This window comes from Streptomyces sp. NRRL B-1347, assembly GCF_000720325.1.
In the GTDB taxonomy this organism is placed as follows: Bacteria; Actinomycetota; Actinomycetes; order Streptomycetales; family Streptomycetaceae; genus Streptomyces.
Map to the genome: position 1 here is coordinate 17,640 of NZ_JOJM01000055.1, position 17,163 is coordinate 34,802.

Here is a 17,163-nt window from a genome sequence, read left to right on the forward strand (position 1 = left end):
CGCTGAGTACATACGGAGGACGACTCGTGGAACCCGAACCCCTCATCCCCGCTCTGACGGCACCGGGCGACGCCCCGGCCCTGCGGTTCGGCGACCGGGCCCTGACCTACGCCGAACTCGCCGCCACGGCGGGCGCGTTGGCCGCCCGTCTCACCGAGGCGGGCGCGGCCCGCGTGGCCGTCTGGGCGACGCCCACCCTGGAGACCGCGGTCGGCGTGGTGGCCGCGCTGCTCGCCGGGGTGCCCGCGGTGCCGCTCAACCCCAAGTCGGGCGAGAAGGAACTGGGGCACATCGTCGGGGACAGCGCGCCGTCCCTGGTGCTCGCGGGCCCGGACGACCAGCTTCCCGCGGCGCTCGCGGGTCTTGAGCGGATCGACGTGGCCACGGCGCCGCGGGGCCCCGCGCCCGCCGCGCCGCCCGCCGTCTCCCCCGCCGTCCCGGCCCTCGTCGTCTACACCTCCGGTACGACGGGCCCGCCCAAGGGCGTGGTGCTGCCCCGGAGCGCGCTCGCCGCCACGCTCGACGCGCTCGCCGACGCCTGGCAGTGGACCGGCGACGACGTCCTGGTGCACGGGCTCCCGCTGTTCCACGTGCACGGCCTGATCCTCGGCGTCCTCGGACCGCTGCGCCGCGGCGGATCGATTCGGCACCTGGGCCGGTTCAGCACGGCCGGGGTGGCGCGGGAGCTGGCCTCCGGGGCCACGATGCTCTTCGGCGTGCCCACGATGTACCACCGCGTCGCCGAGGCGCTGCCCGACGAGCCCGAGCTGGTCAAGGCCCTCGCGGGCGCGCGCCTGCTGGTGTCGGGCTCGGCGGCGCTGCCCGTGCACGACCACGAGCGCATCGCGTCCGCCACGGGGCGGCGCGTCATCGAGCGGTACGGGATGACCGAGACGCTCATGAACACCAGCGTCCGCGCCGACGGACAGGCCCGCGCGGGCACCGTGGGCGTGCCGCTGCCCGGCGTCGAACTCCGCCTCGTCGACGAGGCGGACCAGGAGGTCCCCGCGGGGCCCGACGCCGTCGGCGAGATCCAGGTGCGCGGGCCGAACCTCTTCACCGAGTACCTCAACAGGCCTGACGCCACGGCGGCCGCGTTCGCCGACGGCGGGTGGTTCAGGACCGGGGACATGGCCGTGCGGGAGCCCGACGGGTACGTCCGCATCGTCGGCCGCAAGGCGACCGACCTCATCAAGAGCGGGGGGTACAAGATCGGGGCGGGGGAAATCGAGAACGCGCTCCTCGAGCACGACGGGGTGCGGGAGGCCGCGGTCACGGGCGAGCCCGATCCCGACCTGGGTGAGCGGGTCGTCGCGTGGATCGTCCCCGCGGACCCCTCTCGGGTGCCGTCCCTCGACGAGCTCGCCTCCCATGTCGCGGCGCGCCTCGCCCCCCACAAGCGCCCCCGGGCCCTACGCGTCCTCGACGCCCTGCCCCGCAACGACATGGGCAAAATCCTCAAGCGAGCCCTGCCCGCGACCGCCCCCAACTAGCCTTCCCTGCTACCGCGACGAGCCTTCCCCCACCCGCCCCCAAAGGAGGGGGCGGGTGGGCGAGGGGAACACCTCGGGCGGACGGCGGGCGACGGCGCCCGGCCGAGCCAATCCAGCCCGTCCGGCGTTTGAGGACGAGCGCGCCAGCGCGATGGTTCGGGCCGGGGCCGAGGTCGAGGGGCGGGAAACGGACGGCCACATCCAGCCCGTCCGGCGTTTGAGGACAAGCGCGTTAGCGCGGTGGGGTGAGCCCGGCCGGTGAGCGGGGGGGCGCACCGGCCGGGAGGGGGCTAGCGGATGCCCACCCCGCGGAGGACTTCCTGGGTGACCGACCCGCCCCGGTCATCCGCGGCGGCGGCCCGCAAGGAGACAGCCGAGGCCCCCCGCGGCACCCGCAGCCTCCCGCTCCACGCGGAGCCGTCGCGCCGCAGCGGCACCGAGGCCCACGACGCGCCGTCGTCGTAGGACACCTCAAGGCGCGCAGAGCGGATCGCCCCGGTGTCGGCGGCGCCCCGTACGTACGAGGCCGAGATGCCCACCGGCACGCTCCGCCCGCCCCGCACGTCCCCGTACAGGTCGGTGTCGATGTCGAAGCCGAGGTTGAGCACGGGCAGGACGGTCTTGCGGTCGGCGGGGGTGCGGGCCGAGCGGACGGTCCACTCGGAGTGGCCCTTGGTGGCGAGCCGCCAGCGCTCGGCGGAGAGCGTGGTGTCGGTCACGACCTTGTACGTGCGCTCCTCGGGTGCGGCGTCCCAGACGTACACGCCGGAGCTCTGCCGCCGGTCGACGAGCTCGCCGTCGGCGTAGACGGCGCTGACCTGCGTCATGGAGTCGTCGTTCCACACGTCGCCGAAGCCGGTGTGGTCGGGCCCGGAGTCGCCCCAGCCGGGCACGTTGAAGGCCAGGTCGTCGCCGGTCCGCTCCTGGCCCCAGCCGAGGCCGGTGCCGAGCCACGGGTGCCAGACGGGCTTGAACCAGTCGAGCCCGGTGCGCTCGCCGCCCCGGTAGCCGACGAGCCCGCCGCGCTGCTCCAGGGCGGTGGGCCCGGCGTGCGCGGTCTCGTGCCACAGGCGGCCCTTGCCGGAGGCGACGTAGTCGGTGCGCTCGGTGGGGTACGCGATCTTCTCCAGGAAGCCGATGCCGACGGGGAAGGTGTCGGTGAGGGAGTAGCGGAACTCCCCGCCGGGCGTGGCCTTCCGCGCGGGCGCGTGGAACTTGGCGTCGACGACGGCCAGTTCGCGCTTGCCCGGCGCGTAGGTCAGCGGCCGGTCGGGGACGCCGCCGGTGAAGCCGTCCTCCAGGTCGTAGACGTAGGGCGAGTAGGGCGTGCCGGTGACCTCCGCCGTGCGGCCCTTGCGCGCCGCGGCGAGCAGCCGCGCCCCGTCGGCGGCGCCGACCGTGGCGATCGTCAGGGGCCGGTCGGCGTTGTCGTCCGTGCCGAACCAGGCGTTGAGGCGGCCGGGCACGCCGTCGGTGACGAACAGGGCCTTCGCGCCCGCCTCCTGCGCGGCCCGCGCGAGTTCGGCGGGCGCGGGCTGGCCCGCCGCGCCGGTGCGGCGCACGACGGCGGCCCTGCCGCGCACGTCCTTGCCCGCGTACGCGCCCGGGGTGCCGTCCCCGGCGTCCACGAGCCGCAGCCGGGTCCGGCCCTCGGTGACCGTGCCGCCGGGCTGGGCGACGGCCGCGCCGATGCCCTCGACGTCGAGGACGGGCTTGCCGAGGCGCCAGACGGTGCGGTACTCGAAGGTGCCCCGGCGGACCTTCGGGGTCGGTGCGGCGAAGACGCTGTCGTACTTGACGGGCACCTGCACGGCGCCTTGGTAGGAGGAGCCGTTGGCGGTGCGGCTGACCTCCATGACCAGCTGCCGGGTCTCGCTGCGGCGCGGGACCTTCGCGGTGATCTCGCGCAGTTCGCGCGCGTCGAGGGTGACGGACCGGTCCCGGTCGAGGGCGACCTCGGGCGCGGCGAGGAAGCCGAGGCCGAGCGCGTCCGCACCGCGGCCGCCGCGCACGTCGAGGAAGGAGGACAGGGAGTACGCGCCGGGCTTGAGCCGCAGCTTCAGCTCGCCGGAGCCGCCGACCGCGACGGCGTAGGGTTCCTCCCCCTCGGCCAGCGGGTGCACGACGACGTCGGCGCCGGTCGGGGCGCCGTCGCGGTCCTTGACCCGCAGCGTGAGCGTGTACCGCTCCTCCTCCTTGACCAGGCCGAACGCGGTGTGCGCGACGCGCTTGCCGTCGGCGGTCGCGACGATCCGGCCGCTGGTGTTGCCGACGGGCGCCTGCGCGCCGTCGCCGGTGACGGTGGTGGATGCGGTGCCGTGCGCGGGCACGGTGAGCCTGCTCTCGGCGAGCGTGACGACGCCCTCGGCGGCGCCCTCCGCGGCCAGGCTCAACTCCACCGGCTCATCGGATGAGTTGGCGTACGTCACCGTCCTGCGCACCGGCTTGTTGCCGTCGTACGGCCACGCGTAGAAGCCGAGGTCGGCGGCTCCAGTCGCGGTCACCTTCGCGCCGATCGCGGACGGCACGTCCACGCGGCCCGCGCCGAGCGTGTACGCGGACGCGTCGAGCTGGTGCGAGGTGGACATCAGGGCGTCCTTGAGCCGCTGCCCGGTCCAGTCGGGGTGGCGCTCGGCGAGCAGCGCGGCGACGCCGGTGACGTGCGGGGTCGCCATCGACGTACCGCTCATGGCGGTGTAGTCGCCCTGGCCCGGGGCCAGTCGGGAGCGGGCGGCGAGGATGTCCACGCCGGGCGCGGAGAGGTCCGGCTTGAGGGCGCGGTCGCCGTGGCGGGGGCCCTGGCTGGTGAAGTACGCGGCCTCGTCGGCGGAGTCGACGGCGCCGACGGTGAGCGCGGAGTCGGCCGCGGCGGGCGAGCCGATGGAGGAGGGCGCGCCGGTGTTGCCCGCGGCGACCACGAAGAGGGCGCCGGTCTCCTCGGTGAGGGCGTTGACGGCGGCGGCCATGGGGTCGGTGCCGTCGCTCGGCTCGCTCGAACCGAGGCTCATGGACACGATCTTGGCGTCCACGTCCTTGGCGGCCCACTCCATCCCGGCGACGATCTGCGACTCGCTGCCGAAGCCCTCGTCGCTGAGCACCTTGCCGACGGCGAGCTCCGCGCCGGGCGCGACGCCCTTCTCCTTGCCGTCGGATGCGGCGCCGCTGCCGCCGACCGTGGAGGTGACGTGGGTGCCGTGGCCGTCGCGGTCGGCGACCTCCTCGCCGGGGATGAAGCTCTTGGTGGCGCCCACGCGGCCCTTGAGGTCGGGGTGCGTGGCGTCGACGCCGGTGTCGAGGACGGCGACCTTCACGCCCTTGCCGGTGAGCCCGGCCTGCCAGGCCTCGGGCGTGCCGATCTGGGCGTTGCTGGCTGCCATGTCCGCCTCGACCCGGCCGTCGAGCCACACCTTCGCGAGGCCGCCGCCGAGGCCGCGCGGGGCCTTCGCGGCGCCGCCGGTGACGCTCCGCCAGAAGGCCGTGCCCGGGGCCGCCTCGACGGCGGCGCCCCGGATGCTGGGCAGCGAGCGGACCGCGCGGGTGCCGCGGGGCGCCTGGCGGGCCGTGGGGGTGTCCTTGTACGTGACGATGAGCGGGATCGTGCCGTCCGCGCCGCCCTTGCCGCGCGCTTCTTTCCGTACGCCGACTCCTTGGCGGATCAGCTCCGTCACGTCGAAGAGGCGCTCGTCCAGGACGCCCGCGCGCAGGTACGGGCGGGCCTCGTCCGGTACGACGGTGACGCGGCCGTCGACGACGCGCGTGCGCACGGCGCCGCTCGCGCCGCGCGGGCGGTCGACGGTGACGGTCTGCTTGCCGCCGCCGAGCCGGGTGACGGTCACCTCGTCGCCGGTGACGAGGGTGACGGTGGTGGCGGACTGCCGGGCGTGCGCGGCGGGTTGGTGGGCGCGGGCCTCGGGCGTGGCCGCCGTCGCGGTGGCGGCGGTCGCGGTCAGCCCGGCGGGCAGCAGGGTCAGGGCGAGTCCGGCGGGCAGGAGCCTGCGGCGGGCGTCTCGGGGGCGACGGGCTTGCCGGGGTCTCGGTGTCAAGGCGGCCTCTCTTCGTCGGCACCACATGCGGATGACGCCCGGGGCGCGAGTGGCCCGCGGACGCTGCGGCAAGTGTCAGTCCGCTTGTGTTGCGGGAGAGTTGCGCGGTCCTGGCGGGAAGCTGCCAGGGCGGCTTTCCGCCAGCGGGGACGTCGGTCAGAATGTGGGGTCCAGGACACAGCGAGCGGGCCGTGACGGGCCCGCGTGACGACGGGGGCGGCATGGACGGCGGTCTGGTCGAGTACGCGACGAACAGCGGGGCGCGGGTGGTCGTGGCGCTCGACCCCGACGACCTGGACGGCGTCCGGCTCGTCTCGCGCGGCGACGGGCCCGCCCAGGCCGCCCGCACCTTCGAGGCCACCCTGGACAGCGCGCGTGCGGCCGCCGAGTCGGCGCTCCAGGTGTTCCGCGACGGCACGCTCAAGCCGGACACGGTGGAGATCGAGTTCGGGGTGCGGATGACGGCCGAGGCCGGGGCGGTGCTCGTGAAGGGCTCCGCCGAGGGGCACTTGCTGGTGCGGCTCTCCTGGTCACCGGAGAAGGACGGCCCGCAGGACCACCCGCGCCCTGCGGACCCCGCGACCGGCCACGGCGCGCGCCCGGAGTCCGCCGCCACCTCATGAGCAGCGCGTCCTGGCACGCCCGGGTGGAGTGCGGCCGCGAGACCGGCGCGGGCTTCCTGGTGTCCGAGCGGCACGTGCTGACCTGCGCGCACGTCGTACGGGACAGCGTCGGGGCGCAGGTCGCCGTGGCCTTCCCGCACCGCGGGGACCTGGGCGCGGTGGCCGCGGAGGTCACCGCGCGGGGCGGCTGGGAGGGGCACACCGACCCGGGCGACCTCGCCGTCCTGGAGCTGGACCGGCCGGTGCCGATCGCGCCCGCGGGGTTCGCCGCGCCCGACGACGCGTACGCGGAGCCCCGGCCGCGCCTGGTGGCGTACGGCTTTCCGCGCGGGTACGAGGAGGGCACCATCGCCGAGTACCGTGCCACCGCCGCCCAGTTGATCGCCGACGAGTGGATCCAGCTGGAGGCCTGGAGCGCCCACGGGCAGCCGCTCGCGCCCGGCTTCAGCGGGGCCGCCGTGGCGCTCGCGGACAGCGGCCTCGTCGTCGGCATGGTCTCGGCGGCGGCCGGGGCGGCGGGCGTGCGCACCGGGCGGATGCTGCCCGCGCAGGTCATGGCCCGCTACTGGCCCCGCATCGCCGAGCTGATCCCGGCGCGGGCCCGGCACGGGACGGACCCGGCGCGGCTGCGCGACCTGGTGGACCGGGCGGAGAAGGCGGGCGCGGCCCTCGCCTGCGCGCCCGAGCGCCTCTATCTGGACGCGGTCGGACCGCTGGGCCCGCCGGCGCCGCCCGGCGGCTTCGCCACCCTGTGGTCGGCGGCGTGGTACGTGCTGTCGGAGGTGGAAGTGCCGGGCGCGGCCCGGCGGTTGACGGAGCGCCTCCAGGAGCTGGTGGAGACGCCGGAGCCGGTGCGGGCGGCGGCGACCCCGGCGGACGCGGCCCGCGTCCCCGGCCCGGCGCCGGTGGGGTCCGCCGCCTCCGCCCCGGCGCGCCCCCGCCCCGCCTGGTCCCCCATCCTCGTGGAGCTGGCCCGCAGCGGGGCCGGGGACGACCAGGTCCTGGTCGAGGTGTCCGCGTGCCGCGACGGGCGCAGGCACCCCGTGGGCTCGCGGACGCTGGCGCGCGGCCGGGTGCGGGCGTACGTGCAGGAGCTGATCGAGGAGGCCTTCGGCCGGCTCCCGCTCGACGCGGCCGAGCTGATCGCGTTCGTGCTGCCCCGCGAGTGGCTGAACGAGCCCGTGGCGCACTGGGCGCGCAGCGCCGACGACCCGACGCCGCTCGGCTGCTCGTACCCGCTGGTGGTCACCGACAGGGCCCGGCGCGCGGGCGGTCTGCGCCACCAGCTGGCCCGCAAGTGGGAGCGGCTCGACGGCAAGGCCACCACGGCCGTGCACCGGGTGGAGTGCGCGGCCGGGGAGGCGCCGAACAAGCTGCGGTTCCGGCTGCGCCACGACGAGGCCGACCTGGCGGGCTTCGCCGCGCCGCCGCGGTCGCCGCGGCTCGGGCCGCACTTCGAGGTGTCCCTGAACGCGCCCGCGCCGGTGCTCCTGTGGCCGCGCGCGGGCTGCGAGCACGACGGCGGCGACTGCACGGGCGCGGCCTTCCTCGACCAGCTCGCCGCCCATCTGTCCCGGCTCCCGCCCGCCGAACTGCCGCGTCACGTGCTGGAGTTCCGGGAGGCCGCCGACGCGGCCGACGAACCCGACCGGCACTGGGCGCGGGACATACAGCTGCTGTGGGACGATCCGCGCTGCTTCCCCGACGCCGCGCCCGCCCCGCTGCGCTCCCCCGTCGCCTGACCCGCCCGCCCCCCTACGGAGATCCCGGAGTCCGCATGTCCCTGTGGCCCGTCTACACCGGCGGCAGCGAGCCGCACGACGGCATCACGAAGCTGCCGCCGCCGCCCCCGTGGCGCGCCTTCGACGGCGGCCCGGTCCTGCCGGTCCCGCAGGCGGGCGCCCGGGCGACGTCGCCGGACCGCGCGCACCGCGCCCGTACGTACCGGGCGACGGACGAGTGCGTCCAGCTCGTCAACGCCGCCCTGTACCTGCGCCGTCCGCTGCTGGTGACCGGGCCGCCCGGCAGCGGCAAGTCGAGCCTCGCCTACGCCGTGGCCCGCGAGCTGGGGCTCGGCCCGGTGCTGCGCTGGAACATCACGAGCCGCAGCACCTTGCACGACGGGCTCTACCAGTACGACCCGCTGTCGCGCCTGTACGCGGCCGGGCGCGCCCAGGAGGACGGGGCGCCCCAGGACCGCGCGGGCGTCGAGGACCATCTGCGCCTCGGCCCGCTCGGCACCGCCCTGCTGCCCTACGCGCGCCCCCGCGCGCTGCTCGTCGACGAGGTCGACAAGAGCGACCTGGACCTGCCGAACGACCTCCTCAACGTCCTGGAGGAGGGCCAGTACGAGATCCCGGAGCTGGTCCGCGTGGCCCGGCACACCCCGGAGGCGGCCCTGCTCACCGCCGACTCCGGGCCGCCCGTCCCGGTCCGGCACGGGCGGGTGCGCTGCCGGGCCTTCCCGTTCGTGGTGCTCACCAGCAACGGCGAGCGCGAGTTCCCGCCCGCGTTCCTGCGCCGCTGCGTCACGCTGCGCCTGCGGCAGCCGCACGGCGAGCACCTGGAGGAGATCGTCCGCGCCCACCTCGGCGCGCCCGACGCCTACGCCCGCGAGCTCATCACCCGCTTCGTGGAGCGCGGCAGCGGCGGCGAACTGGCCACCGACCAGCTCCTCAACGCGATCTACCTCACGGGCGCGGCGGGCCTCGACACCCCGTCGCGGGACGAGCTGGCGCGGCTGCTGATGCCGTATCTGAGCGAGGACGCCGGGCGCGCGGCGGCCGACCACGGGTCCGATGCCGCCTTCTGACGCCTCCGGGCCCGCCGCGGGCCGGTCCGACGGGTCCGCGCGGCCCCCCGAAGGCCGGTCCCCCGACGGCCGATCCTCTGACGACCGGTCCCCCGTCGACCGGCTCGCCGCCGTGCTCGCGGCGGCGCGCGGCACCGGCCCCTCGGCCGACGAGCTGGCCGAACTCCTGTGGCTCGCCCGGCACATGGCGCCGCCCCCTGGCGGTCCGGAGGACGGTGACGGCTCCGCCGCGCCGCCCCGGCCGACGCCCCCGGCCGGCGACGGCCGCCGCTCCCCCGCCCCGCCCGCCGGACCGCGGCCCGACCCGCTTGAACCGCCCCCGGACGCCCGGGTCCCGCTGCACCTGCCCGCGGGGCCGGTGCCGCGCCCGCGCCCCGGCCCGCAGGGAACGCCGCGCACGGCGGACCCGGCGCCCGGTTCCGGGGCGGCCACGCCGTCGGGCGCCCCCGGCGTGGCGGGCGGCGGCACCACGCTCCGCGTTCCCGTCCCGCCCATGGTGACCCGGCCCCTCGCCCTCCAGCGCGCCCTGCGCCCCCTCGGCCGCCGCGTGCCCGCGCCCGACCGGCGGGTCCTGGACGAGGCCGCCACGGCGCACCGCATCGCCGCGCTCGGGGCGGGCCCGCGCGCCTGGCTGCCGGTGCTCCGCCCGGCCGACGAGCGCTGGCTGCGCCTGTGCCTGGTGTACGACGACGGGCCCACGATGCCCGTCTGGCTGCCGCTGGTGCGCGAACTGCACACCGCGCTCGTGCAGTCGGGCCTGTTCCGCACGGTGGAGCTGCACCGCGCCGCGCCGGACGGTACGGTCCCGGCGCGCGCGGCCGAGGTGCCCGCGACGGGCCGCTCGGTGACGCTGGTGGTCAGCGACTGCATGGGCCCGCAGTGGCGCGAGGGCCCGGCGGGCCGCCGCTGGTTCCGGACGCTGCGCCACTGGGCGGACCGGCTGCCGCTCGCGGTGGTCCAGCCCCTGCCCGAGCGCCTCTGGCCCACGACCGCGTTCCCCGTCACGCCCGGGCTCCTCTGCGCACCGCACGCCGCGGCTCCCGCCGCGGCCCTCGACTTCGCCCCGTACGACGGCTCCGCCCCGCCCGCCGGAGCGGTGCCGGTGCCCGTCCTCGAGGTCGCCCCGGCGTGGCTGGCCCACTGGGCGACGCTGGTGGCCGACGCCGGAGGGCGTCAGCTGCCGGGCGCGGCCGCGTGGCTGGGCCCCGCGCCCGCGCGGCCCGACGACGAGCCGCGGGAGGACGTGGCGCTGCTGTCCGCCGAGGAACTGGTCCTGCGCTTCCGCTCGTCGGCGTCCCCGGAGGCGTTCCGCCTCGCCGGCCATCTGGCGGTGGGCGAACCGCACCTGCCGGTGATGCGGCTCGTCCACGCCGCGGTGTCCCGAAGCCCGCGCCCCCAGCACCTGGCGGAGGTCGTCCTCAGCGGCATGCTGAGCGAGCTGCCGGGCGGGGAGCCCGGGGCGTACGCCTTCCGGGAGGGCGTACGGGAGGTGCTCCTCACCACCCTGCCGCGCTCCGCGAAGGGCCGGACCCGGCAACTCCTGGCCCGCGTCGGCGCGTTGATCGACGAGCGGGCGGGCGCGGCGCCGGGCGCGCTGCGGGCCGTGGCCCCCGGGCCCCGCGGCGGCGCCGAGCAGGTGGCGGCGGAGCCCTTCGCCGAGGTGAGCGCGGACAGCGCGCGGCGCCTCGCCGGGCCCGCGGGCCTCTTCGCGGGCCGCTACCGGTTGTTGCACCGCATGGCGGCGGCGGACGAGTGGCTGGCCGAGGACACCCGCAACGAGGGCGAACAGGTGCTGATCCGGACCTACTCGCGCCAGACCTGGGGACGCCTGAACGTCCTCGGGAACGCGATGCGGCTCGTCAGGCTCCGCCACCCCGGCGTGGCCGCGGTCACGGACTACGGCGTGGCGGAGGGCTCGCCCTACGTGGTGCAGGAGTACGTCCACGGAAACGACCTGCGCGTCCTGCTGCGCGACTCCCCGCACGGCCTGCCCGCCCCGCAGCTGATCTCGCTGCTCCCCGGCATCGCCGAGGCCCTGGCCCTGCTGCACGACCACTACTTGCCCCACGGGGCCCTCTCCTTGCGGACCGTGTTCGTCACGCCGGAGGGCCCCGTCCTGAAGGTCCTGGACTTCGTGCCGCTCGGCACCGCGAGCCGTACGGACGACTTCCGCGACCTGGGGGAACTCGTCCGCACCCTGTGCCTGGGCCGGGAGCCCCGCGGGGAACTCCACCTCCGCCTCACGGGACTGCCGGAGCGGCTGCGCCTGGTCCTGGAGACGTCCATCACCGACCTCCTGTCCCACCACTCGGACACGCAGGAGGAGGGCTTCACCCGCCTTCGCGACCTGGCGTTCACCGGCCGCCGCTACTGCTTCTTCGGGCGCGTCCGGGTGTTCCAGGACGAGCGCTCCCTGCCCACAGGACCGGGCCCCGAACAGGCCCTGCTCCTCGCCCTCGTACGGGAGGAGGGGGAGCCCGTCAGCACGGAAGACCTGGTGGCCGCCCTCTGGGACGAGGACGACGCGCCGCCGCCCGACGCGTGGCGCCTCGTCGACTCGTACGCCGCCCGCCTGTCCGAGGCCCTCGGCGTGATGCAGGACGAGGACGGCTACTTCCTGCCGGTGGACCCGGTGGACGGGACCGCGGCCGTCGACGTCTTCCGCTTCCGGGACCTGCACGCCGAGGCGGAGCGCGCGCATGCGGCGGGGGACGGCGAGCGCGCCGCCGAACGCGCCGCGGCCGCGCTCGCCCTGTGGTCGGACGACCCCCTGAAGGACGTCCCCGGCCCCGCGGCCCGGGCGTTCCGCGCACAGCTCCACGGCATGCGCCGCACCTTGCTGGAGCGCGCGTCCGGCCGGACGACCCTCTCCTTCGCCTTCGCGGCCCGCCCCGGCTGGCAGGCGGACGCCTTGACGAAGCTGAGCCGGACGGTGACGGGCCTGCTGGCCCGGGGCGGTGTGGCGCCCGAGGGGTTCGAGCTGCTTCCCCGTGCGAGCGGCTGGGACGTGGCCCTCGGCCCCGACGTCCCGCTGCCCGCGCTGTTGACGGAGATCCTGGGCGAACTTCCCGATGTCGTACGTCGGTTCAGCGGACTCGGTCTGGTCGTCACGGTCGGCGGCGCCCCGGGGCCGGACCTCCCGTTGAGCACCGGCCACGCGACCGTGGTCGTCCCCTCCGGTCTGCGCGAAGCCCTGGACGACCCGCGCTTCGATGCCGTGCCCGGTGCGGACTCCTGGTACTGCCAAATCCCGGCCGCCCTGAGCCCGTTGCCGTTGGCGGCGATCCTCGACCGCGCCGCCGCCGTCGTCCTCGGCTTCGACGGCACCCTCACCCGGCTCTACGCGCCCGGCAAGGCCCGGGACGCCGCGCTGCGGCTGCTCTCGCTCGTCGTGCGGGAGCGGGACCCCGAAGAGGCCCTGGGCGGGCGGCCGGTGTCACGGGGCGGGGACGAGTTCGTGCACCCGGTGGACGTCCTGCGCGCGTTCGCCCGCGAGGGCTCGCTCGCGGGCGACCTGCACGACCAGCTGGACCGCATCGAGCGCCAGGCGGTGTACGGCGCGCGGCCCGTCCCGCACGCCGCCGCCCTGGTGCGCGCGCTCGGGGCCGCCCACCGCGGCCTGGCCCTCGTCACCGACACCGCGCCGCGCGCCGTCGCGACGTACGTGGCGACGCACGCGCTCGACGTCCCGACCGACGCGATCCTCTGCCGCACGCCCGACCTGACCCGGCTGCTGCCCGACCCGGACGGGCTGCGCCGGGCGCTCGAGCGGCTCGACACCCCCGCCGAGCGCTGCGTCATGATCGGGTCCACGGTGGCGGAGGCCACCGCCGCCCGGGCCCTGGGCGTCCCGTTCGTCGGACTGGCCACCGACGACCGCGTCCGGGACCGCCTCCTCGCCGCCGGGGCCCGCCACACCGTGAGTTCGCTCGCCGAGGTCGTGGACGCCGTGCGCGGCCGCTGAGCGGTCAGGCCTGCGGGTCGCGGGCGTCGTAGCGCAGGAAGGAGCGCCAGCGCAGCACCAGGAGGCCCACCGCGAGCACGCACGCCGCGCCGCCGCCGACGATCGCCACCCGGGGCGACGCCAGGTCGCCGACCGTGCCCGCGAGGAAGTCGCCGAGGCGGGGGCCGCCCGCCACCACCACGATGAACACGCCTTGCAGGCGCCCGCGCATCGCGTCGGGCGTCGCCGCCTGGAGCATGGTGTTGCGGAACACCATGGAGATGGTGTCGGCGGCGCCCGCGAGGGCGAGGAAGACGACGCCGAGCCAGAGGTCGCGGGTGAGGCCGAAGACGGCGACGGCCGTGCCCCAGCCCGCCACCGAGAGCACGATCGCGACCCCGTGGTGGTGGACCCGACCGAACCAGCCGGAGAACACGCCGCCGAGCAGCGCGCCCACCGCGGGCGCCGCCGCCAGCAGGCCCGCCGTCTTCGCGTCGCCGCCGTACCAGACGACGGCGATGGCGGGAAACAGCGCGCGCGGGTGCGCGAGCACCATGGCGCACAGGTCGGTGAAGAACGTCATGCGCAGATTGGGCCGGGTGGCCAGGAACCGCAGCCCGTCGGCGACGGAGGCCCGGCGCCGCTTGCCGCCGTCCGCCGCCGCGCCGCCGTCGTCCTCGGGCAGCATCGACGGCAGCCGCCACATCGCGTACAGCGCGGCCGTGAAGGTGACGGCGTCGATGGCGTACGCCGCCTGGTAGCCCCACAGGCCGACGATGAGGCCGCCCAGCATGGGGCCGACGGTCGTGCCGGAGGTGGTGGTCAGGGAGTTGAGGGCGTTGGCGGCGGGCAGCTGCTCGGGCGGCAGGAGCCGGGGGATCATCGCGGTGCGGGCGGGCGAGTTCAGGGCGCCGCACGTCGCCTGGAGCGCGACCACGCCGTACAGGAACCACACGCGGTGGAAGTCCGCGAACGCCGCCGCCGCGAGGACCACCGAAAGCGCGCACAGGCCCGCGGCCGAGTACAGGCCGAGCTTGCGCCGGTCCACGGTGTCCGCGATGGCGCCGCCGTACAGGCCGAAGACGACGAGCGGGACGAGCGAGCACAGACCGACGAGGCCGACCGAGAAGCTGGAGCCGGTGATGTCGTACACCTGGAGGGACACCGCGAGGGCGGTCATCGCCTGACCGACCCAGGAGACGGTGTTGCCGAACCACAGGCGCCGGTAGTCGGCGGAGGTCCGCAGCGGGGTCAGATCGGCGAGGATGCGGCGCTTGGGCGCGACCGGGCCTGGACCCGGATCGGGGTCCGCGCCGGGGCCCCGATCGGGTATGCCGGGCTTCTCGTCGTCAGTCGCGTCTTCTGTCGATGCTCGTGTCACACGGGATGGTAACCAGCGCCCCTCCAGGGGCGGGAACGGATTTTCGTACGGCGAAATGTTCTACGAGGCGCCTCGTGCGGGCCGGAACCACCCGTGCGGCCGCACCCCGCGCGGCGGAGCCCAGCGCGCGCCCGTTCCCCGGCCCCCGCAGGATGCGAGCAAGGCCCTCCGCCCGGTGGGCCCACGCGTGCTCTCGGGAGGAACCGCCGTGACCGTCAGTCTGGAACAGCTGCGCCGCTGTCATATCGGCGTCGACCTGGGGGCGGCCCGCACGCGCGTGTTCGTGAAGGGGGCCGGGCTCGTCGTGGACGAGCCGAGCGTGGCCGCCGTGAACACGCGGACGGGCGCGCTCATCGCGGTCGGCCAGTTCGCGGAGCAGATGACGGGCCGCACCCCCGCCTACATCCGCGTCGTACGCCCCGTGTCCGGCGGCACGGTCGTCGACATCCAGATGGCCCAGCGCATGCTGCGCAGCCTGCTCGGCGAGAAGCTGCGCCGCACCCTGCGCCGCAAGCCCCGGCTTCGCGCGGCCGCCTGCACCCCGCACGACGCGGACCCGCTGGCGCAGCGCGCCACCGTCGAGACCCTGGTGGGCCTGGGCGCGCGGCGCGTGGAGTTGGTGGACACGCTCATCGCGGCGGCGGTGGGCTGCGGCCTGCCGGTGGAGCGCGCGGAAGCGACCATGATCATGGTGTGCGGCGCGGCGACCACGCAGGTCGCGGTCCTCTCCCTCGGCTCCATCGTGACGGCCGAGCGGATCCCGGTGGGCGGCGAGGCCATCGACCACGCGATCGTGCAGCACCTGCGCCACCAGCACGAGCTGATGCTGCCGTCCCAGTCGGTACGCCCCCTGCAACTCGCCCTCAGCGGCAACGGCCTGACCCCGCACGGCCCCGAGTCCACCGAGATCCACGGCCGCGACGTGGCGACGGGCCTGGCCCGCTCCGTCCAGGTCGACACGGCCGCCGTCCGCGACGCCATCCACACCCCGCTCACCGCCGTGCTCGACGGCATCGGCAAGGTGCTGCGCGACTGCCCGCCGGACCTCGTGGCCGACCTCGCCGACCGGGGCATCATGATGGTCGGCGGCAGCGCCCTGCTCCCCGGCCTCGACCAGATGCTGCGGAACGCCACGGGCATGCCCGTGCACATCGCGGAACGACCCGACGTGTGCGCGGTGCTCGGCCTCGGTGCCATGCTTGAGGGCAAGATCCAGCCGCTGGTCCTCGCCCCCCTGACAGGCTGACGGGGCCCGCACACCTCGTACGGGAGTACGCCGCCGACATGACCGACGACGTCGTCAGCGGAGCGCCGCTGCCCCTGCCGCTGCTCCTGGACGCGGTCCTCGGCGTCGGCACGGAGCTCTCGCTCCGCCCCACGCTCCAGCACATCGTGGACAGCGCCGCCGCGCTGACCGGGGCCCGGCACGCCGCCCTGCGGGTCTCGGCGGCTGCGGTGGGGCGGCCGGAGTGCTTCACGGCGGGCGCGGAGCCGGAACCGGAGCCGGAACCGGAGCCCGCGGCGGCGGCCGCCGGGGACGCCGCCCTGAGCATCCCCATCCACGTCCAGGACGAGGAGTTCGGCCGGCTCCGCCTCACGCACGGGCCGGGCGGCGCCTTCACGGACGAGGACCGGGGGCTGCTGCGGGTCCTCGCGAGCCAGGCGGGCATCGCGATCGGCAACGCCCGCCTGTACGAGACGGCCCGTCAGCGCGAGCGCTGGATCGAGGGCGCGGCGGCGGTCACCACGGCCCTCCTCACCGGCGAGGCCGCGTCCGACGCCCTGATGACGGTGGCCCAGCAGGCCCGGCTCCTCGCGGACGCGGCGGCGGGCGTCGTCCTCCAGCCCACGGAGGAGGGCGGCATGCGGATCGTCGCGGCGGCGACGGACGGGGGCGGAGACGTGAGCCGGGCGGTCCCCGACGAGCCGGGCCCCGCCGGACACGAGCCGGGCCCCGCCGGGCCGGTGCCGGGACCGGGCTACCGGCGCCACCCCGCCGCGGCCGCGCAGAACGACCTCATGGGGACCACCATCGAGCCCGGCAGCGCCGTCCTCGAACAACTCCTCGGCGGGCAGCCGGTGTTCATCGAGGACTCCGCGACCGACCCGCGGATGACCACCCGGGTGCGGTCCAGGTTCGGGCCGAGCATGATGCTGCCGTTGCAGGCGGGCGGCCGTCTCATCGGCACGCTCGCGCTGCCGCGCCGCCGCGGCGACCCCCCGTACTCGGCGGTGGAGCGGCTGCTCGCCACCCAGTTCGCCTCGCAGGCCGCGCTCGCCCTCGTGCTCGCCGACGCGCAGCAGTCCCGGCAGCGGCTCGCCGTGTTCGAGGACCGCGACCGCATCGCCCGCGACCTGCACGACCTCGTCGTCCAGCGGCTCTTCGCGACCGGCATGATGCTGGAGTCGACGCGCCGCAGGGCCGGTTCCACGCCCGAGCAGTCGGCGCTCGACCAGGCCGTGGACGAGCTGGAGTCCACCATCCAGGAGGTGCGGACGGCGATCTTCGCGCTCCAGCAGCCGCCCGCCGACGCGCCGACGACGTTCCGGGGCAAGGTCCTCAAGGAGACGGCGGGGGCGGGCGCCGTGCTCGGGGTGCAGCCGTCGGTGCACTTCTCCGGCGCGGTGGACACGCAGGTCACGGAGCCCGCGGCGGGCCGCCTCCTCGCCGTGCTGCGCCGGGCCCTGGCCGCGGCGTCGCGGCGCCCCGGCGTGTCCCGGGTGGAGGTGACGGTGGAGGCGGGGGGCCTGCCGGACGGGCGTGCCGGTGTGCGGCTCGTCGTCCACGACGACGGCGAGACGGACGCCGCCTCCGACACGGGCACGACGGTCACCTGGCAGGCCCCGCTGTAGCCGGACCCCCCGGGG

9 protein-coding genes are annotated in these 17,163 nt (G+C 76.4%); 7 read left to right on the forward strand and 2 right to left on the reverse strand.

Translation table 11 applies throughout. The features are described from left to right. The first annotated feature begins 26 nt into the window (after nucleotides 1-26). Complete coding sequence (locus IG74_RS0133365) at nucleotides 27-1,493, forward strand: acyl-CoA synthetase (protein WP_030684816.1); 1,467 nt, start codon at nucleotides 27-29, stop codon at nucleotides 1,491-1,493. Nucleotides 1,494-1,783: 290 nt separating this feature from the next. Here IG74_RS0133365 and IG74_RS0133370 read toward each other — a convergent pair whose 3' ends face one another. Then, a complete protein-coding gene (locus IG74_RS0133370; RefSeq protein ID WP_051855889.1) occupies nucleotides 1,784-5,536 on the reverse strand; it encodes a S8 family serine peptidase in 3,753 nt (1,250 codons plus the stop codon). Between the two features lie 191 nt (nucleotides 5,537-5,727). Between IG74_RS0133370 and IG74_RS0133375 the strand changes: the two genes are divergently transcribed. From IG74_RS0133375 to IG74_RS48210, 4 genes are read left to right on the forward strand one after another with little or no spacing between them, the layout of a single operon-like run. Continuing rightward, a complete protein-coding gene (locus IG74_RS0133375; protein WP_267885622.1) occupies nucleotides 5,728-6,159 on the forward strand; it encodes a CU044_2847 family protein in 432 nt (143 codons plus the stop codon). Next, nucleotides 6,156-7,901, forward strand: coding sequence for a trypsin-like peptidase domain-containing protein (locus IG74_RS0133380; protein WP_030684824.1), 1,746 nt, complete (start codon nucleotides 6,156-6,158; stop codon nucleotides 7,899-7,901). The genes IG74_RS0133375 and IG74_RS0133380 overlap by 4 nt, the downstream gene beginning before the upstream one ends. Before the next feature lie 35 nt (nucleotides 7,902-7,936). Beyond that, entirely contained in the window at nucleotides 7,937-8,971 is a 1,035-nt protein-coding gene (locus tag IG74_RS0133385; RefSeq protein ID WP_030684826.1) for an AAA family ATPase, read from the forward strand. Next, nucleotides 8,958-12,935 carry an SAV_2336 N-terminal domain-related protein gene (locus tag IG74_RS48210; protein ID WP_051855892.1) on the forward strand — a complete coding sequence of 1,326 codons (3,978 nt, stop codon included), beginning with the start codon at nucleotides 8,958-8,960 and terminating at the stop codon, nucleotides 12,933-12,935. The genes IG74_RS0133385 and IG74_RS48210 overlap by 14 nt, the downstream gene beginning before the upstream one ends. 4 nt (nucleotides 12,936-12,939) lie before the next feature. Here IG74_RS48210 and IG74_RS0133395 read toward each other — a convergent pair whose 3' ends face one another. Continuing rightward, the gene (locus IG74_RS0133395; RefSeq protein WP_051855903.1) at nucleotides 12,940-14,247 is read right to left on the reverse strand and encodes an MFS transporter; all 1,308 of its coding nucleotides are present in this window, start codon (nucleotides 14,245-14,247) and stop codon (nucleotides 12,940-12,942) included. Between the two features lie 256 nt (nucleotides 14,248-14,503). Here IG74_RS0133395 and IG74_RS0133400 point away from each other — a divergent pair, with 256 nt between their 5' ends. After that, the gene (locus tag IG74_RS0133400; protein WP_030684833.1) at nucleotides 14,504-15,541 is read left to right on the forward strand and encodes a rod shape-determining protein; all 1,038 of its coding nucleotides are present in this window, start codon (nucleotides 14,504-14,506) and stop codon (nucleotides 15,539-15,541) included. Between the two features lie 38 nt (nucleotides 15,542-15,579). Continuing rightward, nucleotides 15,580-17,148: a GAF domain-containing protein gene (locus IG74_RS0133405; protein ID WP_030684835.1), complete on the forward strand. Its 1,569-nt coding sequence runs from the start codon at nucleotides 15,580-15,582 to the stop codon at nucleotides 17,146-17,148. The last annotated feature ends 15 nt before the right edge of the window (nucleotides 17,149-17,163 follow it).

Excerpts from the sequence above, each read along its gene's own strand:
- IG74_RS0133380 (WP_030684824.1), top strand. The coding sequence starts at position 6,156 with ATGAGCAGCGCGTCCTGGCACGCCCGGGTGGAGTGCGGCCGCGAGACC.
- IG74_RS0133385 (WP_030684826.1), top strand. The coding sequence starts at position 7,937 with ATGTCCCTGTGGCCCGTCTACACCGGCGGCAGCGAGCCGCACGACGGC.
- IG74_RS48210 (WP_051855892.1), top strand. The coding sequence starts at position 8,958 with ATGCCGCCTTCTGACGCCTCCGGGCCCGCCGCGGGCCGGTCCGACGGG.
- IG74_RS0133405 (WP_030684835.1), top strand. The coding sequence starts at position 15,580 with ATGACCGACGACGTCGTCAGCGGAGCGCCGCTGCCCCTGCCGCTGCTC.